This is a genomic window from Inhella sp., from assembly GCF_027532025.1.
Taxonomy (GTDB): Bacteria; Pseudomonadota; Gammaproteobacteria; order Burkholderiales; family Burkholderiaceae_C; genus Inhella.
In genome coordinates this window covers 16105-39278 of the sequence record NZ_JAPZSY010000022.1, presented here as the reverse complement: position 1 = coordinate 39278, position 23174 = coordinate 16105, and the positions used below count along the sequence as shown (strand labels likewise).

24 protein-coding genes are annotated in these 23174 nt (G+C 68.9%); 14 read left to right on the top strand and 10 right to left on the bottom strand.

Translation table 11 applies throughout. The features are described 5' to 3' along the window. Nucleotides 1-35 precede the first annotated feature (35 nt). Complete coding sequence (locus tag O9335_RS04570) at nt 36-518, top strand: hypothetical protein (protein ID WP_298384190.1); 483 nt, start codon at nt 36-38, stop codon at nt 516-518. Nucleotides 519-776: 258 nt separating this feature from the next. Here O9335_RS04570 and O9335_RS04565 read toward each other — a convergent pair whose 3' ends face one another. From O9335_RS04565 to O9335_RS04555, 3 genes are read right to left on the bottom strand one after another with little or no spacing between them, the layout of a single operon-like run. After that, nucleotides 777-1781 carry a cytochrome d ubiquinol oxidase subunit II gene (locus O9335_RS04565; protein WP_298384187.1) on the bottom strand — a complete coding sequence of 335 codons (1005 nt, stop codon included), beginning with the start codon at nt 1779-1781 and terminating at the stop codon, nt 777-779. Then, entirely contained in the window at nt 1778-3154 is a 1377-nt protein-coding gene (locus O9335_RS04560) for a cytochrome ubiquinol oxidase subunit I (RefSeq protein ID WP_298384185.1), read from the bottom strand. The genes O9335_RS04565 and O9335_RS04560 overlap by 4 nt, the downstream gene beginning before the upstream one ends. Then, nucleotides 3147-3710 (bottom strand): GbsR/MarR family transcriptional regulator, encoded by a 564-nt coding sequence (locus O9335_RS04555; RefSeq protein WP_298384227.1) that lies wholly within the window; start codon nt 3708-3710, stop codon nt 3147-3149. Before O9335_RS04555 ends, O9335_RS04560 begins: the two co-directional genes overlap by 8 nt. Nucleotides 3711-3911: 201 nt before the next feature. Between O9335_RS04555 and O9335_RS04550 the strand changes: the two genes are divergently transcribed. After that, nucleotides 3912-4709: an SDR family NAD(P)-dependent oxidoreductase gene (locus tag O9335_RS04550; protein ID WP_298384182.1), complete on the top strand. Its 798-nt coding sequence runs from the start codon at nt 3912-3914 to the stop codon at nt 4707-4709. A gap of 57 nt (nt 4710-4766) precedes the next feature. On the opposite strand, the gene O9335_RS04545 is transcribed toward O9335_RS04550, so the two are convergent. The 3 genes from O9335_RS04545 to O9335_RS04535 form a co-directional block, all read right to left on the bottom strand. Beyond that, nucleotides 4767-5000, bottom strand: a complete 234-nt coding sequence (locus O9335_RS04545) for an RNA-binding S4 domain-containing protein (RefSeq protein WP_298384180.1) — start codon at nt 4998-5000, stop codon at nt 4767-4769. 23 nt (nt 5001-5023) lie between these two features. Then, on the bottom strand, nt 5024-6499 hold the full coding sequence (locus tag O9335_RS04540) for an endonuclease (protein WP_298384178.1): 1476 nt from the start codon (nt 6497-6499) through the stop codon (nt 5024-5026). Nucleotides 6500-6662: 163 nt separating this feature from the next. After that, a complete protein-coding gene (locus O9335_RS04535; RefSeq protein ID WP_298384176.1) occupies nt 6663-7469 on the bottom strand; it encodes a DUF6671 family protein in 807 nt (268 codons plus the stop codon). Nucleotides 7470-7560: 91 nt separating this feature from the next. Between O9335_RS04535 and O9335_RS04530 the strand changes: the two genes are divergently transcribed. The 5 genes from O9335_RS04530 (at nt 7561) to O9335_RS04510 (ending at nt 13434) form a co-directional block, all read left to right on the top strand. Further along, entirely contained in the window at nt 7561-8826 is a 1266-nt protein-coding gene (locus O9335_RS04530; protein WP_298384174.1) for a hypothetical protein, read from the top strand. Between the two features lie 43 nt (nt 8827-8869). Continuing rightward, nucleotides 8870-9700 (top strand): rhodanese-like domain-containing protein, encoded by an 831-nt coding sequence (locus O9335_RS04525; RefSeq protein WP_298384172.1) that lies wholly within the window; start codon nt 8870-8872, stop codon nt 9698-9700. Between the two features lie 89 nt (nt 9701-9789). Further along, nucleotides 9790-10803: a pseudouridine synthase gene (locus O9335_RS04520; RefSeq protein WP_298384170.1), complete on the top strand. Its 1014-nt coding sequence runs from the start codon at nt 9790-9792 to the stop codon at nt 10801-10803. Then, a complete protein-coding gene (locus tag O9335_RS04515) occupies nt 10800-12098 on the top strand; it encodes a glycosyltransferase (RefSeq protein ID WP_298384167.1) in 1299 nt (432 codons plus the stop codon). The genes O9335_RS04520 and O9335_RS04515 overlap by 4 nt, the downstream gene beginning before the upstream one ends. A gap of 88 nt (nt 12099-12186) precedes the next feature. Beyond that, on the top strand, nt 12187-13434 hold the full coding sequence (locus O9335_RS04510) for a nucleoside recognition domain-containing protein (protein ID WP_298384163.1): 1248 nt from the start codon (nt 12187-12189) through the stop codon (nt 13432-13434). 51 nt (nt 13435-13485) lie between these two features. Here O9335_RS04510 and O9335_RS04505 read toward each other — a convergent pair whose 3' ends face one another. Together O9335_RS04505 and O9335_RS04500 are read right to left on the bottom strand one after the other, a co-directional pair. Then, nucleotides 13486-13839, bottom strand: a complete 354-nt coding sequence (locus tag O9335_RS04505) for a PilZ domain-containing protein (RefSeq protein WP_298384160.1) — start codon at nt 13837-13839, stop codon at nt 13486-13488. A gap of 103 nt (nt 13840-13942) precedes the next feature. Continuing rightward, entirely contained in the window at nt 13943-14620 is a 678-nt protein-coding gene (locus O9335_RS04500) for an outer membrane beta-barrel protein (RefSeq protein ID WP_298384157.1), read from the bottom strand. Nucleotides 14621-14694: 74 nt separating this feature from the next. On the opposite strand from O9335_RS04500, the gene O9335_RS04495 reads away from it, so the two are divergent. Further along, on the top strand, nt 14695-15720 hold the full coding sequence (locus O9335_RS04495) for a LytTR family DNA-binding domain-containing protein (protein WP_298384154.1): 1026 nt from the start codon (nt 14695-14697) through the stop codon (nt 15718-15720). 30 nt (nt 15721-15750) lie between these two features. Here the strand turns inward: O9335_RS04495 and O9335_RS04490 are convergent, their stop codons facing one another. Continuing rightward, nucleotides 15751-16017: an OmpA family protein gene (locus tag O9335_RS04490; RefSeq protein ID WP_298384224.1), complete on the bottom strand. Its 267-nt coding sequence runs from the start codon at nt 16015-16017 to the stop codon at nt 15751-15753. A 12-nt stretch (nt 16018-16029) separates the two neighbouring features. Beyond that, a complete protein-coding gene (locus O9335_RS04485; RefSeq protein ID WP_298384151.1) occupies nt 16030-16350 on the bottom strand; it encodes a hypothetical protein in 321 nt (106 codons plus the stop codon). A gap of 131 nt (nt 16351-16481) precedes the next feature. Here O9335_RS04485 and O9335_RS04480 point away from each other — a divergent pair, with 131 nt between their 5' ends. Genes O9335_RS04480 through O9335_RS04455 form a run of 6 tightly spaced genes read left to right on the top strand, consistent with a single transcriptional unit; the run spans nt 16482 to nt 23104 of the window. After that, complete coding sequence (locus tag O9335_RS04480) at nt 16482-16790, top strand: phosphopantetheine-binding protein (RefSeq protein WP_298384221.1); 309 nt, start codon at nt 16482-16484, stop codon at nt 16788-16790. Nucleotides 16791-16795: 5 nt separating this feature from the next. Beyond that, complete coding sequence (locus O9335_RS04475) at nt 16796-17416, top strand: hypothetical protein (protein ID WP_298384150.1); 621 nt, start codon at nt 16796-16798, stop codon at nt 17414-17416. A 34-nt stretch (nt 17417-17450) separates the two neighbouring features. Next, nucleotides 17451-19148, top strand: a complete 1698-nt coding sequence (locus O9335_RS04470) for an AMP-binding protein (protein ID WP_298384147.1) — start codon at nt 17451-17453, stop codon at nt 19146-19148. Continuing rightward, on the top strand, nt 19145-20089 hold the full coding sequence (locus tag O9335_RS04465) for an acyl-CoA synthetase (protein ID WP_298384144.1): 945 nt from the start codon (nt 19145-19147) through the stop codon (nt 20087-20089). Before O9335_RS04470 ends, O9335_RS04465 begins: the two co-directional genes overlap by 4 nt. Next, on the top strand, nt 20058-20717 hold the full coding sequence (locus tag O9335_RS04460) for a LolA-related protein (protein ID WP_298384142.1): 660 nt from the start codon (nt 20058-20060) through the stop codon (nt 20715-20717). Before O9335_RS04465 ends, O9335_RS04460 begins: the two co-directional genes overlap by 32 nt. Next, nucleotides 20714-23104 carry an MMPL family transporter gene (locus O9335_RS04455; RefSeq protein ID WP_298384139.1) on the top strand — a complete coding sequence of 797 codons (2391 nt, stop codon included), beginning with the start codon at nt 20714-20716 and terminating at the stop codon, nt 23102-23104. Before O9335_RS04460 ends, O9335_RS04455 begins: the two co-directional genes overlap by 4 nt. The last annotated feature ends 70 nt before the right edge of the window (nt 23105-23174 follow it).

The following is a 23174-nucleotide window of genomic DNA, read 5'->3' as shown; positions in this document are numbered from 1 at the left end:
GCAAAATCCCGCGCCCTGCTTCCCGGCCCGCCCCAATGCACGACGACGACGCGACCCCCGACCTGATCCAAGAGCCCCGCCGCTGGCGCGACAAGGGCTGGACGGCCCAGGTCATCAAGAACGAGGACGACGAGGGCTGGGCCGTGGCCATGTACCTCGACGGCCATGCCGAGCCCGCGCTCGTCGGCCCCTGGACCATGGGCCGCGACAAGAAGAACCCCAAGCCCCTGGACAGCAGCGCTTTCAACACCCTGGTGAAGACGGCCAGCGAGGTCATCGAACGGCACGAGCAACAGCTGCGCGCCCAGCTGCACAAATCGCTCTACGTGGCGCAGGACGGCGCCTGGCTCAAGGTCAACCTGGACATCGTGCCCTCAGAGGACGAGCCCTACGCGGTCCTGAGCGCCGAAGACGCCACCGGCACGCGCCTGGCCGAGGTGCGCGTGGCGCCGAACTACAAGCTCAGCAAGGCCGCGGCCGAGGACTGGGTGGCCGGGGGTTTTCAGCGTCCGCGCTGAACCCGCGCTGCGCCTTGGCGCGATCGGCATCAGCCGCCGGACTCGGGAAGGGCGTTCGACGCGTCCCACGGCATCGCTCGCCCCGGCAAGCCCGGCGATTTGAACGGCCCCTTTTCGGCCAGCCAGTGGCCGTGCGGCCCAATCGTTTTCAGGTACGCCCGCGCGGTGCTGAGGGTCTCGGGCCCCGGGAAATCGGGGACACACAGGGCGTGTCGGGCTGGGACATGGGGCGCTTGCCAACGGCGCGACGTTGAGGCGTCAGCCGTAACTCAGCGGCTGTGCCTTGCCCCAGAACACCCGGTAGGCGAACACCGTGTAGCCCACGATGGCGGGCACGGTGATGGCGCAGCCGACGAGGATGACCTTCAGCGAATCCGGGTGGCTGGCGGCCTGCCACAGCGTGAGCCGGTCCATCACCACGTAGGGGTAGAGGCTGTAGGCCAGGCCCAGGCCGCTGAGCAGGAACACCAGCACCGCCAGCAAGAAGGGCCCGGCGCAGAGCTTGCCGCGCACGCGGTGGCTGTTGAGCAAGGCGCGCAGGCCGGCCAGGGCCAGCAGGGTCATGAGCGGGATGGGCAGCAGGGCGATGAACTCGGGCATGGCGAACCAGCGCGCGCGCACCGTGGTGCTGACCAGGGGCGTGGCCACGCTGATGGCGCCGATGCCCAGCACCACCGGCGCCCAGGCCTGCTTGGCCCAGGCGATGGCGCGTTCTTGCAGCGCGCCCTCGGTCTTCATCACCAGCCAGGTGGCGCCCAGCAGCACGTAGGCGGCGGGCAGCGCCACGGCGATGGCGGCGGCAAAGGCCGTGGCCGCCCAGCCCTCGGCGAAGCCCGTGATGTAGCGGCCCAGCATCCAGCCTTGCGCCGCGGCGGCCAGGCCCGAGCCGGCGACGAAGGCGGCGTTCCAGGCCGGCTTGTGGCTGGCCTGCGCCTTGACGCGGAAGTCGAAGGCCACGCCGCGCAGGATGAGCCCGATGAGCATCGCCGCCACCGGCAGGTACAGGGCGGTGAGCACGATGCCGTGCGCCTTGGGGAAGGCGATGAGCAAGATGCCCACGCCCAGCACCAGCCAGGTTTCGTTGGCGTCCCAGAAGGGGCCGATGCTGGCCACCATCAGGTCTTGCTCGGCCTCGCCTTGGCCCCGCGGCAGCAGCAGGCCCACGCCGAGGTCGAAGCCGTCCAGGATCACGTAGGCCAGCATGGCCGCGCCCATCAGGGCGACGAACACCACGGGCAGCCAGTGGCCGTCGGTCGGGGTCATGCCAGCACCTCTTGGCTCTTGGGCTCGCGCGGGGCCTCGCCGGTGCCGTGCAGCAGCTCGTCGATGGGCTTCTTGGCCAGGTGGCGCAGCACGTGCACGTAGGCCACGATCAGCGCCAGGTACACGGTGACGTAGGCCGCCAGCGTGAGCGCGATGTGGCTGCTTGGCGTGGTGGAGGCCAGCTCGGCGATGCGCAGCTGCCCGTAGACCATGAAGGGCTGGCGGCCGATTTCGGTCACGTACCAGCCGGCCAGCGTGGCCACCCAACCGGAGAAGCCCATCAGCGCCATCCAGCCCAGCAGCTTCTTCGGGAGCCGTTCGGGCGCCCAGCCGCGGCGCCGCAGCAGCCACCACGCGCCCCAACTGGTCAACAGCATCAGCACGCCGGTGCCCACCATCAGGCGGAAGGCGAAGAACACGGGCTTGACGGGCGGGTGCGCGCCCTCGAATTCATTCAGGCCTTTGATTTCGCCGTCCAGCTCGTGCGTCAGGATCAAGCTGGCGAGCTTGGGGATGCCGATCTCGAAGTGGTTGGTGCGGGCGGCCTCGTCGGGCCAGGCGAACAGCAGCAGCGGTGCGCCGCGCTCGGTCTCCCACACGCCTTCCATCGCGGCCACTTTGGCGGGCTGGTGCTTGAGCGTGTTCAGGCCGTGCAGGTCGCCCACGAAGATTTGGATGGGGATCAACACGGCGCCCAGGGTCAGGCCCACGCGCATGACCTTGGGCGTGCTGGCGTTGGCGTGGCCGCGCAGGGTCTGCCAGGCGCTGAGTCCCGCCAGCAAGAAGGCCACGGTCAGGCCCGAGGCCAGCAGCATGTGCGCCAGGCGGTAGGGGAAGCTGGGGTTGAAGACGACCTCGAACCAGCTCGTCACGAAGAACTCGCCGTTCTCGATGCGGAAGCCCGCAGGCGTGTGCATCCAGCTGTTCAGGCTCAGGATCCAGAAGGCGCTCAGCGTGGTGCCGAAGGCCACCAGGAAGGTGGCCAGCAGGTGCACGCGCTCGCTGACCCGGCCGTGGCCGAACAGCATGATCCCGAGGAAGCTGGCTTCCAAGAAGAAGGCCGTCAGCACCTCGTAGCCCAGCAGCGGCCCGGCGATGTTGCCCACGCGCTCCATGAAGCCTGGCCAGTTGGTGCCGAACTGGAAGCTCATGGTGATGCCGCTGACCACGCCCAGCGCAAAGGTCAGCGCGAAGACCTTGGTCCAGAAGCGGTAGGCGGCCAGCCAGGCGGTGTCTTGCGTGCGCAGCCAGCGCCAGCGCAGGAAGAGCAGGGTCCAGCCCAGGGCGATGGTCAGCGTGGGCGCCAGGATGTGGAAGCTGATGTTGGCCGCGAACTGCGCGCGGGCCAGCAGCAGGGCGCTGGGGTCAACCATGGCCGAGCTCCTCGTCAGCAGCGCGGACTTTGATGGCGCCGGTCAGCTCCAGCAGCTTCTGGATCCTGGCGCCCATCTTCATCAGCTTGGCCAGCGTGGCCGGGTCCAGGCGCTGCACGTCGTCGAACCAGGTGCTCATCAGGTCGATCAGGTCGTGCATGCCGCGCATGCGCTCCTGGGCGATGCGGTCGGCTTCGCTGGTGGGCGTTTCCAGCAAGGCGTTGCGCAGCATGCTCAGCGTGGGCTCGATTTCGCGGCGGCGGCGCTCTTCGGCCAGCGTGCGGAACACCTCCCAGGCGTCGCTCGGGGCCTCGAAGTACTCGCGGCGGTCGCCCGGCAGGTGTTTCAGGCGCACCAGGCGCCAGGCCTGCAGCTCTTTCAGGCCCATGCTCACGTTGCCGCGGCTGAAGCTCAGCGTGGCGGCGATGTCGTCGGCATGGATGGGCACCGGCGATACGAAGATCAGCGCGTAAATCTGGCCCACGGTGCGGTTGATGCCCCAGTGGCTGCCCATCTCGCCGAAGTGGCTGACGAAGGCGTGCACCAGCGGGCTCATGGGGGCGGGAGAGGGGGCGGCGGCAGGGTCAGGAGCGGTCATGAGGGCGCTCGGGCGGGTGACCTCCGCATTGTTTCTAAAGTTTCAAAGAGTATTGAAACTTCAGGAAGAGGCCACAAAGTCGGCAAGGGCAAAACCGCTTGGTATTTTCAAATACTGCGCGGTATATTTCATGAACCCAATGTTTTACGGGAAGCCACCATGACCGTCACCGCCCTGCACACCGCTTTCCGCCCCGACTGGCTCACCCACCCCGGCGGCCCCCTGGCTTGGCAGCCAGGCTTGACATGGCGCGGCCTGCACGTGCTGGTGACCGGCGGCACCCGGGGCCTGGGCCGGGCGCTGGTGAAAGCCCTGCTGGCCCGCGGCGCGGCCGTCACGGCCACGGGCACGGACGAGGCCCGGCTGGCGGCCGCACGCCGGGCCCTGCCCGAGGCGCGTTGGTTGGCCTGCGACTTGATCGACCCAGCCGAGCGGCGCGACCTGCTCCAGGCGCTGGCCGGCGTGCCACTGGACGCCGTCATCCACCACGCCGGACTCAAAGCCCCGCGCGACTTTGGCGCCCCGGGCACCGCCGACGAGGCCCCGCTGGCCGACGAACTGGACCTGAACCTGCTGGCCCCGATCGCGCTGACGCAGGCGCTGTGGCCGGCATTGCGGCAATCCGCGGCGCAGCGCCGGGCCGGTATCGTGGCGCTCACGCCCGCGCCATGGGCGCGGGGCCCGCACAGCACCAGCCCCGTGCAGCAGGCGGCTCAAGCGGGCTTGCAGGCGTTTGCGCAGTCGCTTCGCTTGCACAGCGAAGCGCGCGGCGACGGCGTGAGGGTGTTGTGCGCCCAACCCGGCGTCAACTCGGCTTGCGACCCCTGGGCGCCGCTGCACGACGCGGCCAACACCTTGCTGGACGCGCTCGAAGATGGCGAGGAAGAGTGGACGTGGGACGCCGCGGGCAGCTTGCAGCGCAGCCTGGGTGGCTCGCTGGTCGGACGGCTTTACTGACCAGGGCCCATTCACACCGCGGCAAGCCAGCGTGACTTCCCGTCGGGTCAAAAGGCCCTACAAGGCGCCTGCGGGCTCCACCCGCACGACGGCGCCACGCAAGCGCACCAGCTCGCCCCCTCGCAGCTTGCGCCCGCGGCGCTGCTCCACCTCGCCGTCCACGGTGACAGCGCCATCGGCAATGACGGCGCGGGCCAGTTGACCCAAGCCAGCGAGGTCGCTGGCCTTGATCAGGGCTTCCAGGGTGATGTAGTCGCCGCGCAAGGCGAAGGGCGTGGGCACCGTGCTCATTGGCACAGTGTCGCCGCCCTCGGTCAGGGGCAGCCGGCGCCGAACAACTCTTCGGCCCAGGCCGGGTAATCGACGAAGGGGTTGCGGTTGCCCTGGCGCTCGACGATGCGGGCGTGGCGGCGAATCTCGTCAGCGCTCACCGGGTCTTGGCGGTGCCAGGTCATCAGCGCGCAGCGCTTGCCCAGAACGGCGCCCGTGGTGCCGGTGGTTTCGGCCAACTCCAAGTTGGGCACACCGGTCGCGTCGCTGCCCTCGTAGCGAATGGCCATGTAGAACATCATGCGGGCGATGTCGCCCTTCACGGCGGCACGCGGCTCGAAGCTGTCGGCATCGGTGAAATTGCCTGGGGCCTCGCCGATGGCGGTGCCACCCCAGTCGAAGTCCTTGTTGCCCCGCGTGCTGTTCACCGACACATCGGCCGGGCGCAGGTGGTGGATGTCCGTGTAGCCCCACTGGGCTTCATCGGGGAAACCGCGGCTCTTGGGCCACACGTGTTCGCGGTTCCAGGCGTCTTGGTCGCTGGAGTTGACCGAAGCGTTGTAGGTTTTGGCTTGGGAACGGCCGGTGTAGATCAGGATCACGTTGGCCGTATTGGCCGGGTCTTCATCGGTGTACTTGAGGATGTCCCACACCTCGGTGTAGGTCTTGCGCACATGGCCGCGGGCCGCGGCTTGGTTCAGGGCGGAGCGCAAGGCCACACCGGTCTTGCCGATGGCCTGCACGTAATAGCTCTCGAAACCCGACCACGTGGCCCCGCCGCCGCCCGGGGGCTGGCTGGGCGCCGTGTACTGCGCCTTGATCGTCACGCCCGAGAACGCCTGGAAACCGTAAAGGCCGATGTGATACGTGGTGGCCTGAGGCTGGGCGAAGGTGCAGGTTTCGTTGTTGCCCGTCACCAGGGGTCGGCAGTCGTACACCGTGAGCGAAGGCGCAGTGCCTGCGCGCACGTACAGGTCGGCCGCGCCCGTGCCGCCGCTGCTGCTGATGGACAGGTTCGTGGCGCCCGCCGGAACGGTGATCGTGTAGCGCAGCCAAGCGCCTTGCGCAGCCCCCTGGCCCCCCACGGCCACGCCGTTTTGCAGGGTCACCGTGGGAGCCGGAGTGCTGCCGGCCGTGTAGTTGGCCAGCAAACTGGCTCCGCTGTAGCTGCTGTAGCCCTGCACGCGCACGAAATACGTGGCTGCCGTTGGGCTGGAAAAACTGCAGGTCTCGGCGTTGGTGGAGCCCGTGGAGGCGCAATCGTTCGTGCTGCTGGTGGCGATGGCGCCGCGGCGCACATACAAGTCGGCGTCGCCCGTGCCGCCGCTGAGCTTGAAGCTCAAGCCGGTGGCGCCAGCTGGCACCACCAGGCTGTAGTCCCTCGTGCTGCCCTTGGCGCCCGAAATACTGCTGACGGTGACGCCCTTGGTCAGCGCGGTCTGCGCCCAAGCCGCCGGCGCCGACACCACCACCATCGACACCACCAGGCCCCCGGCCCACTTGGAAAACACCCCGCGCATGACGAACTCCAGCTTGGCTTTTGACGAAACCGCGCACGTTAGCGAAACGGTGTGACCGATGGGTGACGCCGGCGCCACAACGCGGGTTTCCACACCCCTAAAACGGGGCGGGAATTTCCCGCCCCCCGATTGGGTTGCGGGCTCTAAGACCGGGATCGTCCGCTCAGGGATTGCAGTATGCGCAACGCGCTGGCGACACCGTCTCGCGCAACGGCCGCTGCAGCGCGTGGGCGCAAGCGCCGCAGGCCAGCACCTCGGCCCGAGCCGCAGGCGTGGGCAGGCCACAGCCTTCGCAACGGGCCCCAGGCAGGCTGCGCACCGGGCCAAAGCCGGGAGCCTGGCAAGCCGGACACACCACGGCCAAACGCTCCGCCAGCGCCCAGCCAGCGGCCTCGATCATGCGCATGCGCGTGGGGTTGCGGTGCGCGCGCATGTCGGTCTCCACCCAAAGCTCCCCCGTGGCCCAGGCCGGCGCGGCCCGCTCGAACAAGCCGGCCCAATCGGCCGCGTCCTTGTCGAACCAGGGCTCCTGGGGCCGGCCAATCACCAGCCCGTGCAAGGGGAATCCCGCTTCTTCAGCGAAAGCACGAAGTGCCGCCTCCGAATCCACCGAGCGGTGCCGAAAGTTCGTCGCCCCGCCCTGGGCCACGCCGTGCACCGCATGGCCGCGCTCGGCGTCCCACCAAGCCACGATCTCCACGCCCCAGGGCACCATGCCCAGATGCGGGTCGGGCCCGAAGCTGCCCTCGCTGCCCAAGCCATAGCGCGCGCCCGTCAGCTCGCAGGCCCAGCGCGCCTTGGTCAGCGCCGCCTCCAGCTGCGAGCCCACCCGCTCGCGCTCGCGCGTGAAGGTGCCCAAGTCGTCGGTGTTCTTGCCCGTGGCCAGCACCAGTTCCAGGCCCAGGCGATCGGCCAAGGGCTGCAAGGCCTGGGCCTTGCCGTGCTGGGTGAGGAGGGCGATGCGGGGCATGGGGGGAGAAGCCTACGCAAGGCCGCCCACCCCCCGCATCGCGGTGGGCTTGCGGCAGTGGCCGCGCGAGGGCGCTTCCTAAAATGACCGCATGAACGACCCCAAGAAGAAGACCGCCCGGCGTTGGGCGGTGGGAGGACTGCTGCTGGCCCTGGCCCTGTTGGCTGGGGGCGGGCTGTGGCGGAGCGGGGGCGGGGACCCCATGCCGGCGCAGCATTCCGTGGTCGCAGCCACGGGCGCCAGCGCGCCGACCTTGCCCCAGCCCGCCGCTTCGGCCCCGGTTCCAGCGGCTTCGCCGGCGCTGGGCGGCGCCCCCAGCGGCGCCGCACCCGCGGGCCTCAGCGCCAGGCAACTCGCGCAGATCGAGGCCCAGTGGTGCACGCACGGCATGCAGGCGCACCGGCAGTCGCAAGCGTCGGTGTTCCAGGGCGAGGGCGGGGCCGTGAGCACCGGCGATCCGCAGGCGATGAACCGCGTGGTGAACGCCTTGCTCGCGCTGCCCACCACCCAGGCCCAGACCGCCGTGCGCCAGCGCATGCTCGCCGCGTGGGTCGAACGCCTGGAACGCCAGGGCGACCCGCGCAGCTTGGCCACGGCGCTTTACCTGCGGGTTGAGCACGCGGCAGGCTGGAGCGAGGCCGCGGTAGCCGCCTTCCGGCAGCTGGCCGCCACCACCACGGACCCCTACGTGCTGAGCCTGTGGCAACGTCACGATCGCGCTTGCTGGATACGCGGCGACTGCCGCGCCGTGCCGATGAACCGTTGGTCGCTCATCGAGCCCGACAACCTGCTGGCCTGGCTGCCCCCGGGGCTGGGGCCGGTGACGCTGAGCGAGGCGCAGTGGGCGGGCGTGTCCCGAGCGAAGTACCTGCGCTCGTACCAACGCGACCTGCAGCTGGCCTTGCTGCCGCTGGCGCGCGAGCTGCCGCCGGGCCTGGAGCTGGACGTGGCCATGACCTTCATCGCCCAGCTCAACATTCGGCTCGGAATTGCGCCCGGTCGGATCGTCGACGCCTGCGCGCCCGAAGCGGCGCGGCAGCTGCACCGCCAAGCTTGCCTGCACGGGGCCGACCTCCTATGGCGCCAGCCTCAGGCGGACTTGATGGACGTGGCCCAAGGCCTGGCCATCGCCAAAGGCCTCAACGCCGGTGGCGAGGGCCCGTGGCCCGCGCGCACCGCCGAGGCGATGGCGCTCGGGAACTTCAATGCCACCGAGTTCCACATGCTCGACATGGGCGCCGCCACCAAGGTGGCCTCGTGCGACGCGCTGCCAACGCGGCGCGAGCGCCTGACCGACATCGCGCAACAAGGCAGCTGGCGCGTGGCCCAACGCGAGCACGCCCCCGCCGCACGCTGACCCCCGGGGCGCCGGCCGCGGGGCCGGCCCGGACAATGTCGGCATGTCCACCCCCTTGCTGCACAGCAGCTTCTACCGCTTTTGGCCCGTGGCCGACCCCTTGGCCCTGGCCGGCGAGGTGCGCGCCATGGCACAGGGCCTGACGGGCCTGATCGTGCTGGCGCCCGAAGGCATCAACGGCGCCGTGGCTGGCGCGCCCGAGGCAGTGCAGGCCTTCGAAACCGCGCTGCAAGCCAGCGGCAGCTTGAGCGACGCCGCCCGCCCGCTGCGCTTCAAGCGCAGCACCTGCGTCACGCCGCCCTTTGGGCGCTTGAAGGTCAGCGTGAAGCCCGAGATCGTGGCGCTGGACCTGCCCGCTGCGGCCGACCTGCCGGCGCCCGACGAGCACGACGCCAGCCACCTCAGCCCGCAGGCCTGGCGCGAACTGATGGCGCGCGACGACGTGGTGCTGCTGGACAACCGCAACCACTTCGAGTGGCGCCTGGGCCGCTTTCGCGGCGCGGTGGACCCCGGCGTGCAGCACTTCCGCGACTTCGTGGCCTACGTCGAGGCCCACGCGCCCGCCTGGCGTGCCGCGCAGCGCCCCGTGGCCATGTACTGCACCGGCGGCGTGCGCTGCGACAAGACGGCGCCTTGGATGCGCAGCCTCGGGCTCACCGTGTTCCAGCTGGACGGCGGCATCCTGAACCACCTCCAAACCCTGCCAGATGCTGAACGCGACTGGGAGGGCGAGTGCTTCGTGTTCGACAAGCGCATCGCCCTGGACGCCCGCCTGCAAGAGACCGGCACCGCGGCCGAGGCCGTGTTCGACCCCGCCCTGCCCGACGAGGCCTGGCGCCTGGCCCGCGCGAAGCGGCTGGATGAGGCCGGTTGAAGCAGACTTGCTGAAGTTCTCCCGTTCGGCCTGAGGTGTCGAAGGCCAGCGCAGGGCTTCGATACCTCAGCCCGAACAGACGTTGGTTCATGCCCCAAGAAGTCGCCACCGCAGGATCGATGCCGCCCCCGCGCGACGGTGTCAACCCCAGCCGCGTGCGCGTGCGCCCCGGCGAGCCGGGCACCGTGTTGGCCTTCCTGCAAGCGCGCTTCCTGCACGCCACCGACTGGCCCGAGCGCCTGCAGCAGCAGGCCGTGCTGAACGCCGCTGGCCAGCCGGTGCAGGCCGCCACGCCCTGCCCCGCGGGCACCTTGCTTTGGTACTGGCGCCGCCCCGCTGAGCCCGAGCCCCGCGTGCCCTTCGAGGTGGTGGTGCTGCACCAGTGCGCGCGCCTGGTGGTGGTGAACAAGCCGCCCTTCCTGGCCGTGACGCCCAGCGGCCGCCACCTGCAAGAAACCGTGCTGGTGCGCCTGCAGCAGCAGCTGGGCCTGCGCGATTTGAGCCCCCTGCACCGCGTGGACCGTGACACCGCCGGCGTGCTCGCCTTCTCGGCCGACCCCGCCAGCCGCGCCGCCTACCAAGCCCTGTGGCGCGAGCGGCAGGTGCACAAGGTGTACGAGGCCGTGGTGCTTTGGCGCGACCACTTGCGCTTCCCGTTCACCGCACGCCACCGTTTAGAGGAACCGCGCGGCGACGGGGCGGCCTTTCATCAGATGCAGGTGGTGCCTGGCGAGCCCAACGCCGAAACCCTGGTGGAGCTGCTGCAAGGCCCCGCCGCGCTCGACCCCGCCACCGTGCCCGGCGCCGCGCCGGGCCAACCCTTGGCCTTGCTGCGCCTCACGCCCGTCACCGGGCGCAAGCACCAGCTGCGCGCGCAGTTGGCAGCGCTGGGCCTGCCCATCGTGGGCGACCGGGTGTACCCGGTGCTGCAGCCTGAGGGGCCGGACGACTTCGCGCGGCCTTTGCAGCTGCTGGCGCGGCACTTGGCGTTTCGGGATCCGGTGGATGGGTCTGCGCGCGCCTTCGAGAGCGCACTCAGACTTGGGCGGCTTGGCTTTCAGGCAGCCGCTCCCGATGCGTCGCTCCATACTGCCTCCCCATGAAGATCGGCCTTCAAACCTGGGGCAGCCATGGCGACATCCGCCCCTTCGTGGCACTGGCCAACGGCTTGCACGCCGCGGGCCACGAGGTCACCCTCGTCGTCACCTGCGTGGACAGCGACCGCTACGCCGCCTTGCAAGCCAGCTTGCCCTACGCGCTGGAAGTGGTCGCCTCACCCGTGGAGCCCGATCGCGCTGCGCTTGAGCGCTGGGGGGCGGCCCTCGTGGCCGAGCGCAACACCAGCAAGCAGATGCGTTGGGTCATCGAGCGGCTCTTGCTGCCGGTCGAGGCCGAGATGTACCAGGCCTCCGAGCGGCTGTGCGCCAACAACGATCTGGTCATCGGGCACTACATCCTGCACACCGTGGCCATCGCAGCCGAGAAGCAGGGCCGCCCCTGCGTGAGCGTGGCCCTGGCGCACGGCGCCGTGCCCTCGGCCTTCCAGCCGCCGCTGGGCGTTCCCAACTGGGGCGCCTTCAGCAACCGCTTGGCCTGGCGCCTGGCTCGTTGGGTCTTGAACCGGGACTTCAAAAGGTACGCAGACCGCTTGCGCGCCCAGCAGGGCTTGCCCCCGGCGCGCGACGTGATCGACACCGTGTGGGCCTCGCCCGACCTGACCTTGCTGGCCTGCAGCCCGGTCTTGTGCACGCCGCGCCCGGACTGGCCGGCGCATGTCCGCATCTGCGGTGCGCTGGACACCCCCGACTCCGTCGCTGAAGGCAGCGTGCCCGAGCCACTGCAAGACTTTTTGTCAGCCGGCGCCCCGCCGGTGTACCTGACCCTGGGCAGCATGATGTCCGGCAGCCAAGAAGCGCAAACCCTGGCGCTCTTGGCCGAAGCCTCGCGTGCCGCTTCGGTGCGGGCCATCGTTCAAGCGCCCTCGGGCGTTCCGTCGGGATGCGCCAACGACGGCCAACTGCACTTCGTCAGCGCAGCGCCGCACGCCAGCGTGTTCCCGCGCTGCGCCGCCGTGCTGCATCACGGGGGCGCCGGCACCTCGCAAGCGGCGCTGCGGGCCGGGGTGCCCTCGGTGGTGCTGGCCTACACGGCCGAGCAAGAGCTGTGGGGACGCGAGCTGCAGCGCCTGGGCGTGGCCGGACCGCCCATCGCCCGCCGATCGGCCACCGTGGCCAAGCTGGCAGCGGCGCTGCGTCAAGTCACGCAGTCCGAGCCGATGCGTCACAACGCGCAGGCCTTGGGTGCTCGCCTTGCCGGCGAAGACGGCGTGGCCTCAGCGGTCGGGTTGATCGAAGAGACCTTCGCCCATCGGCTGGCGCGCCCGGTTGTTGGAGCCTGACGCGCTGGCAGCCGATCTGGCGTCTGGTCATGGGTGGCACCACTCCTGTCATGCGCGCTGAGCGGCGACGCGCCTAAAGTCGCTCGCCATGGTTCTCAACGCAATCTGGGTCGCCTTCATCCTGGTCGGATTTGTCGTCGCGCTCTTCAAGCTGATGCAGGGCGATGTGCAGATCTTCACCAAGATCCTCACCGGCCTCTTCGACACCGCCAAGACTGGCTTCGACATCTCGCTCGGCCTCGTGGGGGTGATGAGCCTGTGGCTGGGCATCATGAAGATCGGCGAGCGGGCCGGGATGATCGCCATGTTCGCCCGCGCGCTGGACCCGCTGTTTCGGCGCATCTTCCCGGACATCCCGCCCGCACACCCGGCCAGCGGCAGCATGGTGATGAACTTCAGCGCCAACATGCTGGGCCTGGACAACGCCGCCACGCCCTTGGGCTTGAAGGCCATGAAGGAGTTGCAGGAGATCAACCCCAACAAGGAGGTGGCCAGCAACCCGATGATCATGTTCTTGGTGCTGAACACCGCCGGTGTGACCCTGATCCCGACCTCGGTGATCGCCATCCGTCAGAGCATGGCGGCCAGCCAGGGCTTGGTGGGCTTCAACGCGGCGGACATCTTCCTGCCCACGCTCATTGCCACTTTCGTCTCGTTCTGCGCCGGCTTGTTTGTGGTCGCGCGGGTGCAGCGCATCTCGCTGGTGAACGGGCCGATCGCGATCTTCGTCTTCGGCTTTGGCGGCCTGATGGGCGGGCTCTACGCCTGGGTCTCGGGCCTGCCGGCCGACGAGATGGCCCGCACCATCGGGCTGATCGGCAGCCTGATCATCTTCAGCATCATTGCGCTCTTCGTGGCCGTGGGCGCCATCCGGCGGATCAACGTCTACGAGGCCTTTGTGGACGGTGCCAAGGACGGCTTTCAGGTGGCCATCACCATCATTCCGTACCTGATCGCCATCTTGGTGGCCATCTCCGTGTTTCGCACCACGGGGGGCATGGACTACATCGTCAGCGCCGTCGGCTCGGCCGTGGCCGCCATCGGCCTGCCCACCGACTGGGTGGCCGCCCTGCCCGTGGGCCTGATGCGCCCCCTATCCGGCAGCGGCGCCCGGGGCCTCATGGTCGACGTGATGACCACCTACGGCGTGGGCACCTTCCAAGGCACGCTGGCCTGCATCATCCAGGGCAGCACCGAGACCACCTTCTACGTGCTGGCCGTGTACTTCGGCAGCGTCAACATCAAGAACACGCGCTACGCGCTGGCCTGCGGGCTGTTCGCCGACTTGGTGGCCCTGATCGCTGCGATCTTCATCGCGTATGCGTTCTTTGGTTAGCGGCTCCTGGGCTGCGGGAAGGGTTGCGGGGGGTTGAAGAGGCCGACGCGCTCAACCCGCGATGTAGTTCCCGATGGCCACCAAGAGCGGGTCGCTGGGCTGCAGGAACTGCATGCCGACGCGATAGGCGTCCTCGCGGCTGCTGAACACGCTATGCCGCACCTGCGCCTGCACGTCGAAGACGGTGGGGGGCGTCGTCGGCGCCCGGCGGTTGGGCATGGGAATGCGCAGCACCACCCGCAAACCGTCGGGCGGGGCGGTGGCGGACAGCAGGCCCACGCCGGAGACGCTGATGTCGGTCGTGCGCATGACCAACGGGGGCCGGCCAGGAAGCAACAACTGCACCTGGATGCGCAAAGGACGACGGTCGTGAGCGCGTTGCTCGCGGCTGGTGATGGGGCCCATGCTGGGTCGAACCTCCCGGGAACGGAGCGCCATTCTCCAGGCTGGCGCCGCCGCAGCGCAACGCCGACCGCGGGGGCCGGGTCGTCGCTGCGCGGGCTCGCCCTCAAAAGCGGTAGCCCAGGCGGACGTCAACGCCCAAGCCCTTGTAGGTGGCTTGGAGGTCCCCGGTGCCGGCGCTGGAGCCCTTCAGGCGGGGCGTGCCGGCGTTGACGTACTTCAGGCCGACACCCGCAAACCACGGGCTTTGGTACTGCCACTGCACGCCTGCCAGCAATTGCCAGGCCGCCCGATTCCCCGAGAACTCGCGCTTCACGCCGCCCAGAGTCAGGTCGCTGTCGATCTCTTGAGCCACGCCAATGCCTGCGCCCACGTAGGGCTTGAACCGTGCCCAGGACGTGCTCCAGCCTTCAAAGTCCTTCAGCAGGTTGGCGGTGATGATCACCGACGCGTAGTCGGCATCGCTTTGTTGTGCGCTCAGGCCGGCCACCGTGGTGGACCGCAATTCGTTGCTGCGGTAGGTGTAGTCGGCTTCCAGGCGCAGGTCGGGGCGCAGGTACCAGCCCAAACTGCCGCCGGTCATGAGGCCACCGCCGAGTTTGAGCTTGCCCCGCGCCGCCGAGCCGCCGGATGGGGTGTAGGTGGCACTCGGGTCGCTCAACAGCGAGTACCCCACCGATCCGGTGGCGTACCAACGAGGGGCGGCGTCGGGGTTGGCCTGGACGGCGCTCGAAGCGACGACGGCGGCCCAGACGAGGGTGACTTTGATGGCGTTGATGTTCATGAGGGTTCCAAAGGCAAGGGGTTGACGAAAAGGCTGCCGCCCCTTCGGCGGCTGGAGTTGATACTATTCAGTTCATGAGACGACCGATCAGTCACATTCACCAACGGTGGATCCAATTCACGAACGGCAGTCCTGCGCAGGCGCGGCCGTTGTCACCGGCGGCGCAACTGGCCTGCGCCGGTGCCCTGTTGGTGCTCACGCTCACGCTGATCGAGCCCGCCAGCGCCGTCGGCCTGCCCTGGTGGCAACAGGCAGCGTTCCAGGCGGCGCACATCGCGCCCGGCATGGCCTTGGCGTGGGTCGTCAGCGGTTGGTTGTTCGAGCGCGCAGCCCTTCGGCGCTGGCCCGGCTGGGCCCTGCTCGCCCTGGCTGGAGCGGTGGCCGGAGCGGTGCTGGTGCCGTGGTCGGTCGCTCTGGAGATGGCGCTCGGGGTGGTTGATCTGGACGAACCCGGCAGCGCCCCGCTGCCCCACACGGCCGAGGCTTGGTGGCGCGAGGTGTCGGAGGAGTGGCTGCACGTGCCACCCCGCACCGCGCTGCTGTGGATGGCGATGAACCAATGGGTGTTGTGGCGCACGCGCCAGCCAGAGGCCCTGCAGCCCACGGCCCCTGAGCCGGGTGGACCCCCGGCGCCCAAGCCCGACCGAACACCCGACCCCGCACCCGACCTCGGCGTCGCCCCCGACCCTGCACCCGCGCCCGACGTCGCCCCCGACCTCTCAACACCGCCAACACCCCCGGCACCGCCCGCGGGTCCAAGCTTGGCCAAGGGCACCGGATTGCTGGCGCAGTTGCCCGCTCGCCTGGGGCGGGACATCGTCCACCTGGAATCCCAGCAGCACTACCTGCGGGTGGTGACCACGCGGGGCGAACACCTGCTGTTGCACGGACTGGGCACCGCCATGGCCGAGCTGGCCGCGCGCGGCATTTCGGGCGCGCAGATTCACCGCTCGGTCTGGGTGGCCTGGGCCCATGTGGAAAAGCTCGACTTGCGCAGCACCGCACCGGCCGCCGTGCTGCGCGGTGGCCAGCGCCTGCCCATCGGCCGCCGCCGCCTGCGCGAGGTGGCCGAGGCCTGGCACCAATGGCCGGGCGCCTGAACGGCGACTGTTGCGAAGAGCAGTGGCTGGTCAGCGCACCGCCAACTCCACCCGCCGGTTCATCGCTCGGCCAGCCTCGGCGGCATTGCTCGCCATGGGCGCGTAGCTGGCCACTCCGGCGGCCGTCAACTGCTTGAGATCGATCTGGTGGCCCTTGGCCAGCGCATCCACCACGGCCTGGGCCCGGGCCCGCGACAAGGCAAGGTTGGCGTCGAGCCCCCCTTGGCTGTCGGTGTGGCCCACCACAAACGCCTGAAGCGCCGGCTGGCGGCGCAGCAAGTTGGCCATCGCTTCCAGCTGGGGCTGGCTTTACGGCTTGATCTCGGTCCTGCCGGTGTCGAAGACCAGACCGTACAGCGCCATCTTGCCTTCGGTCTGCAGCCCACGCGCCAAGACTTGGGCATCGACCAAGACCTTGCCACCCTCCATGGGCTTGGGTTGCACGACCTGCACCACCGTGGCCACGTGTTCGTCCCCCGGTGCGGTGATGCCCACCTTGCCCGGCAGCGCGCCGACGTGCAGCGTTTCGCCTTGCACCTGGAGGGTGCCGTACCACCAGCGCCAGCTGCCGGCTTCCATGAACATCTGCCGGATGGATTGCGCGCCGATTCGAAGAAAAGCAGTGCGCACGGGCGATCGGGGCGAAAGAGATCCGATAACTTGCTGATGGAGCGGCAACCGTCACGAAGCGATCACAAATCGACGACCCGCCTACAATTCGCGGTTTACCGCAGCCGCTCGACGCGGCCAATTGAGAGGCAATTCCCGTGTTAGAGCCGACCCCCGTTACTGTCGCTGCTGCTGCACCAGCCACGCCCGTGTTGGAGCGCGAGTTGGCTGAGCTCTTTGTGCAGGCTTTGAACTTGGACGTTCAGCCCGCTGACATCGACCCCACCGGAGCGCTCTACGGGGACGGGTTGGGGCTGGATTCGATCGACATCTTGGAGGTCGCGTTGGAGGTCTCGCATCGATACGGCTTCCAACTGCGCTCTGACGACGAGAACAACCACCAGATCTTCCGGTCGCTGCGCAGTTTGGCGGCCCACGTGGCGCAGCACCGCACCAAGTAGACCCCATGCCCCGCTGGCGACTGCTGGCTGCTGCAGCCGCCCTTTCGGCCTATGCGCTGCTGAGTTGGTCATTGATGACCTGGTGGCCCAACAGTCCCTGGGCGGTGGCCACGCTGCTGGGCCCAGTGATCGTGTCCCTGCTGGTGGCCGGCGCCGTCAAGCGCAACCTGTGGACTGTGGCCGCTGCGCTGGTGGCGACGGCTCTTTTGGCCGCTTTGCTCTGCATCGGCTCCACCTCCATGAACCGGCTGTATGTGTTGCAACACGCCTGTCTCCACGCGCTGCTGGGTTGGGGCTTTGCGATCACGTTACGCCCGGGCGGCACGCCGTTGATCACCCTGCTGGCCGAGCGCATCCACCGTGAGTTCACGCCTGCCATGCGCGCTTACACGCGCTGGTTGACCGGTGTCTGGGTGCTTTACTTCGCGGCCATGATTGGCGTTTCGATCGCCCTGTACCTCCTGGCTCCCTGGCCTTGGTGGTCGTTCTTTTGCAATGTGCTCACGCCACTGGCGGCGGCCTTGTTCTTCGCGGTAGAGCACGTTCTGCGCTACCGGCGACACCCAGAGTTCGAGCGCGTGAGCTTGGGGCAGGTGGTCCAGGCCTGGCGCGCATCCGGGCGCTAAGCCCTGGCCGACTCTTCCGACCTTTGTCCTCACGATGTCTGCCACCGCTGTCCCCAACGCCCTGCCCCTGCTCACGGCACGAGACCTTCAGGCGCCCTTGGCATGGCGGGGAGGCGTGCCTGTCAGCGCTGCCCGCTTCTTGGGTCAGGCCCTGGCACTGGCCGAGCACCTGCCAGCGGCAGGCCAGCCGATCAACCTGTGCCAGGACCGGTACCTGTTTGCGCTGGGCTTGGCAGCGGCACTGATCCGCAGGCAAACCAGCCTGTTGCCCCCCAATGCCCTGCCAGAGACGATGGCGCGCCTGAGCGCTGCCGGCGCCGAGGGCCAAGCCTCGGCTTACGCGATGGTGGACGACGCCACGCTGGAGGTCGGCGGGCTGCAGCGGGTGCTGGTGCAGCCCGCGGAGACCGCTGCCGAGGCCGCCACGGTGCCCGATGTCCCGGCCGACTTTGAGGCGGTGTGCTTGCTCACCAGTGGCAGCACCGGTGCCCCTCAGCCGCATCTCAAGCGCTGGGGCGCCTTGGTGATGAACATCGTCGCTGAGGCCGAGCGACTGGCAGCGCTGAGCGGACAGCCGTCCTTGGCGGGGCTGACATTGGTGGGGACGGTTCCACCGCAGCACAGCTACGGACTCGAATCGACGGTGTTGTTGGCCTTGCTGGGCGGCGCTTGTTTTGAGGCCGACCGGCCGTTCTACCCGGCCGACATCGCCGAGTCTCTCGCCGGTGTACCCGCCCCGCGCGCGCTCGTGACCACGCCGTTTCACCTGAAAACACTGCTTCTGGCCCAGTTGCCGCTGCCGCCAACGGCCTTGCTCCTGTCGGCCACCGCGCCACTGTCGCCACAGCTAGCTCAAGCGGCCGAGACCGCGACCGGCGGCACCTTGGTCGAGATTTATGGCTGCACCGAAGCCGGCCAAGTGGCCACGCGGCGCACCACGGCCGGCGAGACCTGGCATGCGCTGACCGGGCTGCGAGTGTGGCGCGAGGAGGTCGAGGGCGGGGAACAGTTCTGCGTACACGGCGGCCATGTGCTGGAGCCGACGCCCCTGGCGGACTTGCTGGCACTGGACGATGCGACGCACTTCCGTCTGCTGGGGCGCGCCAACGACTTGATCCACGTGGCGGGCAAGCGCAGCTCGCTGGCGCACCTGAACTTCCACCTCAACCGCATCGACGGCGTGGAGGACGGCGCGTTTTGGATGCCCGAGGAGCGAGCCGACGGCGTCGCGCGGCCGGTGGCTTTTGTGGTGGCCCCCCAGCGCAGCGACAAAGACGTGATTGACGCCCTGCGCGAGCACCTGGAGCCGGCCTTTGTGCCGCGCCGCGTGGTGCACGTGTCGGCTTTGCCGCGCACCGCCACGGGCAAGCTCACGGCACAAGACTGGGCCCGGTTCGCGCGCGACGCCCTGTCGCAAGCCGGCCGCTATGTCGTGGACAGCGATCATCCGACCTTCGCAGGCCACTTCCCGGGCCAGCCGGTACTGCCGGGGGTGGCCCTGCTGTCGCTGGTGATGCGCACCTTGGACGCCGCGCCCGAATTGCGCGCGCGCCTGGGTTCTGTGCCTCAGATCAACAACGTCAAGTTCATCAGTCCGGTGCTTCCAGACACCGAGTTGCGAGTAGAACTGCAGCCCCAGGGCCGTGGGGTGGGTTTCGCTGTCTTGCGCGGCGATGGTGCTGTGGCCAAAGGGCTGCTGACCGCCGGTGCGGCGCCTGAGGAGAATGCATGAGCACCGATGCAGACCCGCAGTCGGCGCGTTCTTGGAGTACGACGCCAGAGCGCAGCAACCTGCTGGCAATCCAGACCATCGCCTGGATCGCCACCCATTTGGGCCGGCACGTGGCCCGTCTGGTGCTGCACCCCATCGCGCTGTACTACCTGCTTTTCGCGCCGGCCGCGCGTCGCGCCTCGCGCCGTTACCTGGGGCGGGCGCTGGGCCGGCCAGCCGGCTGGACCGATCTGTACCGTCACATCCACGCCTTTGCCTCCGTGGCGCTCGACCGAGTTTGGTTCGCGGCAGGCCGCGTGGACTTGTTCGACCTGCGCATCTGCGGCGGCGCGGTGATGGAAACGGCACTTGCCGAAGGCCGCGGCGTGTACCTGGTGGGCGCTCACATTGGCAGCTTTGAAGCGCTGCACGCGGTAGGCTTAAGCAAACGTCAGCTTCCGGTGGCCATGGTGATGTACCCGGAGAACGCCCGAATGATCCACACGGTGCTGCAAGCGCTGGCACCGGATTTCGACGTGAGCATCATCCCCATTGGCCAGCGCGGCTCGGCCCTGACGATCCGAGATTTCCTGGACAAAGGCGGGCTCACCGGTTTGATGGGCGACCGCTACATGCCCAGCCAAGCGGTCCAAGAAGGCAGCGTGGAGCGGCTCTTCTTGGGGATGCCTGCGCAATTCACTGACGGCCCCGTGCGTCTGGCGATGATGCTCCGCCGCCGCGTGATCTTCATGGTGGGCTTGTACCGAGGCGGCAACCGGTACGACGTGCGCTTTGAAGAATTGGCCGACTTTCGCCAACCGCCCGCCGACCCCGGCGAACGCGAAGCCCTGGTGCTTGCCGCCGTGGCCGACTATGTGCGCAGGCTCGAGGCCCTGTGCCTCGAAGCCCCCTACAACTGGTTCAACTTTTATGACTACTGGCACGAAGACGCAGCAGCCTGATGCCGCCCGCCGGGCCTGCTTGGCCGCTGCGATGGGGCTGATGGCGATGGGTCCCAGCGCATCGCGAGCGCAGGCACCAACCCCGGCCTTTGACTTGGGCGCGCTCATGGCCGTGCTGGCGGAACGCAAGGGCGGCGAGGCTCGGTTCACCGAAGAGCGCACCGTCGGGTCGCTGGATTACCCCTTGCAAGCACGAGGGCGGCTGACCTTCCAAGCACCGGACCGCTTCGCGCGCTTCACCGAAGAGCCCACCACCGAGAGCATGGAGGTGCAGGGCAACCAGGTGCTGCTCAAGCGCGGAAAGCGCACGCGGCAAATGACCCTGGATGCAGTCCCCGAAGTGGCGGCGCTCGCCGAGGCCATGCGCGGCACGCTCAGCGGCGACGCGAGCGCCTTGCAGCGCCACTTCCGCGCCCAGGTCAGCGGCAATGCAGCGCGCTGGATTTTGCGCTTGACCCCGCTGGACAGCCGGCTGGCACGCACAGTGCAGCAGTTGGAAATCTCGGGCCTGGGACCTGATGTCCGCAGCCTGGACCTGCGCTTGGTGGGCGGCGATCGCTCCCTGATGCTGGTCGAGCCGATGCCCGAGGTCCCGACGTCCAACCCTGCCCCCTCGGTCGGCAAGTGAACAGCGCCCCGGGTCTGGCCGCGCTGACAACACGCCATCGCGCAGCGGTGCTGCTGCTGTGGCTGGTTGCCATGGCCCTGGCGGGCTGGCAAATCACGCGCACGCCGTTCACGGCGGACCTGTCGGCGTTCCTGCCGGCCACGACCGACGCCAAGCAGCAGGTGCTGATCGACCAGATCCGCAACGGCGTGCCGTCGCGCACCTTGTTCATCGGCATCGAGGGCTCCACTGTCGAGGCTCGCGCTGGTGCGTCAAAACAGTTGGCCGCCTCCCTTCGAAGCAGCGGGCGATTCGACCAGGTGAGCAATGGCGAGAACGACGCCTGGGCTGGGGTCGGCCAGTGGATGGTGGAGCGCCGCTATCTGCTGAGCCCCGCGGTCACACCAGAGCGATTCACCGCGGATGGGCTTCGAGAAGGCATCAACGAAACACTGTCGCTGCTGGGTACGCCGGCAGGAACGGCCTTGAAGCCGCTGTTGGAGCAAGATCCAACGGGCGAGGTGCAGCGCATCGCGGAGAGCATGATCCCGGTGAAGTCGCCCCGCACCGACGGCGGCGTGTGGGTCTCGCGCGAGGCCGGCGGCACGCCGCCGCGCGCCGTGATGATGGCCACCATTCGCGGAGACGGGGCCGACCTCGACGCGCAGCAAGCGGCCATCGAGACCGTTCGCCAGAGCTTCGCCCAGTTGCAGGCCCCGGGCCTGCACTTGCTCGTCAGTGGCGCGCCGGTGTTCTCGGTTGACAGTCGCGCGCAGATCAAGGCCGAGGTGGAGTGGCTGGCACTGACCGGCACGCTGGTGATGAGCGCGCTGCTGCTGGCGGCGTTCGCATCGCCGCTGGCCTTGGGCGTGGCGATGCTGCCGGTGGCCTCGGGCATCCTGGCAGGCATCGTGGCGGTGAGTCTGCTGTTCGGCAACGTGCACGGCATCACCTTGGGCTTTGGCGCCACGCTGATCGGCGAGGCCGTGGACTACGCCATCTACTACCTCATCCAGGCCCGCGGCCACAGCGGCACCGGGTGGCGGCATTGGCTGCGCGGCAACTGGCCCACGGTGCGCCTGGGCCTGCTGACCTCACTGTGCGGCTTCACGGCCTTGCTGTTTTCCGGCTTCCCAGGGCTGCAGCAGTTGGGGGTGTTTTCGCTGGCCGGGTTGGTGGGTGCGGTGCTGACGACCCGCTTCGTGCTGCCGGTGTTGATGCCCGACGGCGCCCGTGGCGAAGGCCTGCGGCGCCCCATGGGCCGCGCGGCGCGTGCCGCGATTGCGGTGCTGCCCCGCACGCGCTGGCTGTGGCTGGCGCTGGGCTTGGCCTCGGTGGTGCTGGTGGTGCAGCGAGAAGGCCTCTGGAAGGCCGAGTTGTCCTCGCTCAGCCCTGTTTCGAAAGAGGCCCTGGCGCTCGACGCCAGCTTGCGTGCTGACATCACCAGCGGCAGCGACGGCGGCGCTTTCGTCGTGGTGCAGGGTCCCGACGCCGAGACCACGCTGCAGCGCGCCGAAGCCGCAGCCTTGCGCCTGGAAGACCTGGTCAACACGCAAACCATTGCTGGCTTTGACAGCATCACGCGCTTTCTGCCCAGCTTGCAAACACAGCGGCAGCGTCAGGCGGCCTTGCCCGACCCCGCGGCACTGGAGGTGGCCTTGGCCGAAGCCACCGCCAATGGGCCCTTGCGCGCCACACGCCTGACGCCTTTTGTGGAGGCTGTTGCCCAGGCCCGCCAGTTGCCGCTGGCCACGCCCGACATGGCTCGAGCCAGTGCCTTGGCGCCGCTGCTGGACGCACTCACGCTGCAACACCCCGACGGCCACTGGACGGTGCTGCTGCCGGTCCAGGCGTCGGGCGCGACGGTGGACATCGAGAAGGTGCGCGCCGCCCTGGCCGACCTGCCGCAAACGCAGGCCATCGACGTTGGGGGCGAGCTCGGTCGCATGTACAGCCGCTACCTGAGCGAAGCGCGTGGGCAAGCGGCGCTGGGCGGGCTGGGGGTCTTGCTGCTGATGGCTGTGGCGCTGCGCCAAGGTCGCCGCGTGCTGGCGGTAAGTCAGCCGCTGCTGCTGGCCGTGTTGCTGTGCTTGGGCGGCTTGGCGCTGTTGCAAGTGCCCATGGGCATCTTGCACCTCGTGGGCTTGTTGCTGGTGGTGGCCGTGGGGTCGAACTACGCCTTGTTCTTCGACATGCTGCAGCACGGTGGCGGCGTGGCGGACGACGACACGCTCGCCTCTCTGCTGCTGGCCAACCTCACGACGGTGATCGGTTTCGGCCTGATTGCGGTGTCGGACATCCGGGCCCTGTCGGCCATCGGTGCCGTGGTGGCACCGGGCGCCCTTTTGGCCTTGGTGCTGGCGGGCGCCTTTGTCAGCCCGGCGCGCACGGCCGCTCAGCCGTTGTGACAGAATTTTTTGAAGGGCTGCGGCGCCTGGATCGGCCCAGTGCACTGGACGTGCGCCCATCGGTGGCGCC

Coding starts and splice junctions, on each gene's coding strand:
- O9335_RS04570 (WP_298384190.1), top strand. CDS start 36: ATGCACGACGACGACGCGACCCCCGACCTGATCCAAGAGCCCCGCCGC.
- O9335_RS04565 (WP_298384187.1), bottom strand. CDS start 1,781: ATGACCCCGACCGACGGCCACTGGCTGCCCGTGGTGTTCGTCGCCCTG.
- O9335_RS04560 (WP_298384185.1), bottom strand. CDS start 3,154: ATGGTTGACCCCAGCGCCCTGCTGCTGGCCCGCGCGCAGTTCGCGGCC.
- O9335_RS04555 (WP_298384227.1), bottom strand. CDS start 3,710: ATGAGCCCGCTGGTGCACGCCTTCGTCAGCCACTTCGGCGAGATGGGC.
- O9335_RS04550 (WP_298384182.1), top strand. CDS start 3,912: ATGACCGTCACCGCCCTGCACACCGCTTTCCGCCCCGACTGGCTCACC.
- O9335_RS04545 (WP_298384180.1), bottom strand. CDS start 5,000: ATGAGCACGGTGCCCACGCCCTTCGCCTTGCGCGGCGACTACATCACC.
- O9335_RS04540 (WP_298384178.1), bottom strand. CDS start 6,499: ATGCGCGGGGTGTTTTCCAAGTGGGCCGGGGGCCTGGTGGTGTCGATG.
- O9335_RS04535 (WP_298384176.1), bottom strand. CDS start 7,469: ATGCCCCGCATCGCCCTCCTCACCCAGCACGGCAAGGCCCAGGCCTTG.
- O9335_RS04530 (WP_298384174.1), top strand. CDS start 7,561: ATGAACGACCCCAAGAAGAAGACCGCCCGGCGTTGGGCGGTGGGAGGA.
- O9335_RS04525 (WP_298384172.1), top strand. CDS start 8,870: ATGTCCACCCCCTTGCTGCACAGCAGCTTCTACCGCTTTTGGCCCGTG.
- O9335_RS04520 (WP_298384170.1), top strand. CDS start 9,790: ATGCCCCAAGAAGTCGCCACCGCAGGATCGATGCCGCCCCCGCGCGAC.
- O9335_RS04515 (WP_298384167.1), top strand. CDS start 10,800: ATGAAGATCGGCCTTCAAACCTGGGGCAGCCATGGCGACATCCGCCCC.
- O9335_RS04510 (WP_298384163.1), top strand. CDS start 12,187: ATGGTTCTCAACGCAATCTGGGTCGCCTTCATCCTGGTCGGATTTGTC.
- O9335_RS04505 (WP_298384160.1), bottom strand. CDS start 13,839: ATGGGCCCCATCACCAGCCGCGAGCAACGCGCTCACGACCGTCGTCCT.
- O9335_RS04500 (WP_298384157.1), bottom strand. CDS start 14,620: ATGAACATCAACGCCATCAAAGTCACCCTCGTCTGGGCCGCCGTCGTC.
- O9335_RS04495 (WP_298384154.1), top strand. CDS start 14,695: ATGAGACGACCGATCAGTCACATTCACCAACGGTGGATCCAATTCACG.
- O9335_RS04475 (WP_298384150.1), top strand. CDS start 16,796: ATGCCCCGCTGGCGACTGCTGGCTGCTGCAGCCGCCCTTTCGGCCTAT.
- O9335_RS04470 (WP_298384147.1), top strand. CDS start 17,451: ATGTCTGCCACCGCTGTCCCCAACGCCCTGCCCCTGCTCACGGCACGA.
- O9335_RS04465 (WP_298384144.1), top strand. CDS start 19,145: ATGAGCACCGATGCAGACCCGCAGTCGGCGCGTTCTTGGAGTACGACG.
- O9335_RS04460 (WP_298384142.1), top strand. CDS start 20,058: ATGACTACTGGCACGAAGACGCAGCAGCCTGATGCCGCCCGCCGGGCC.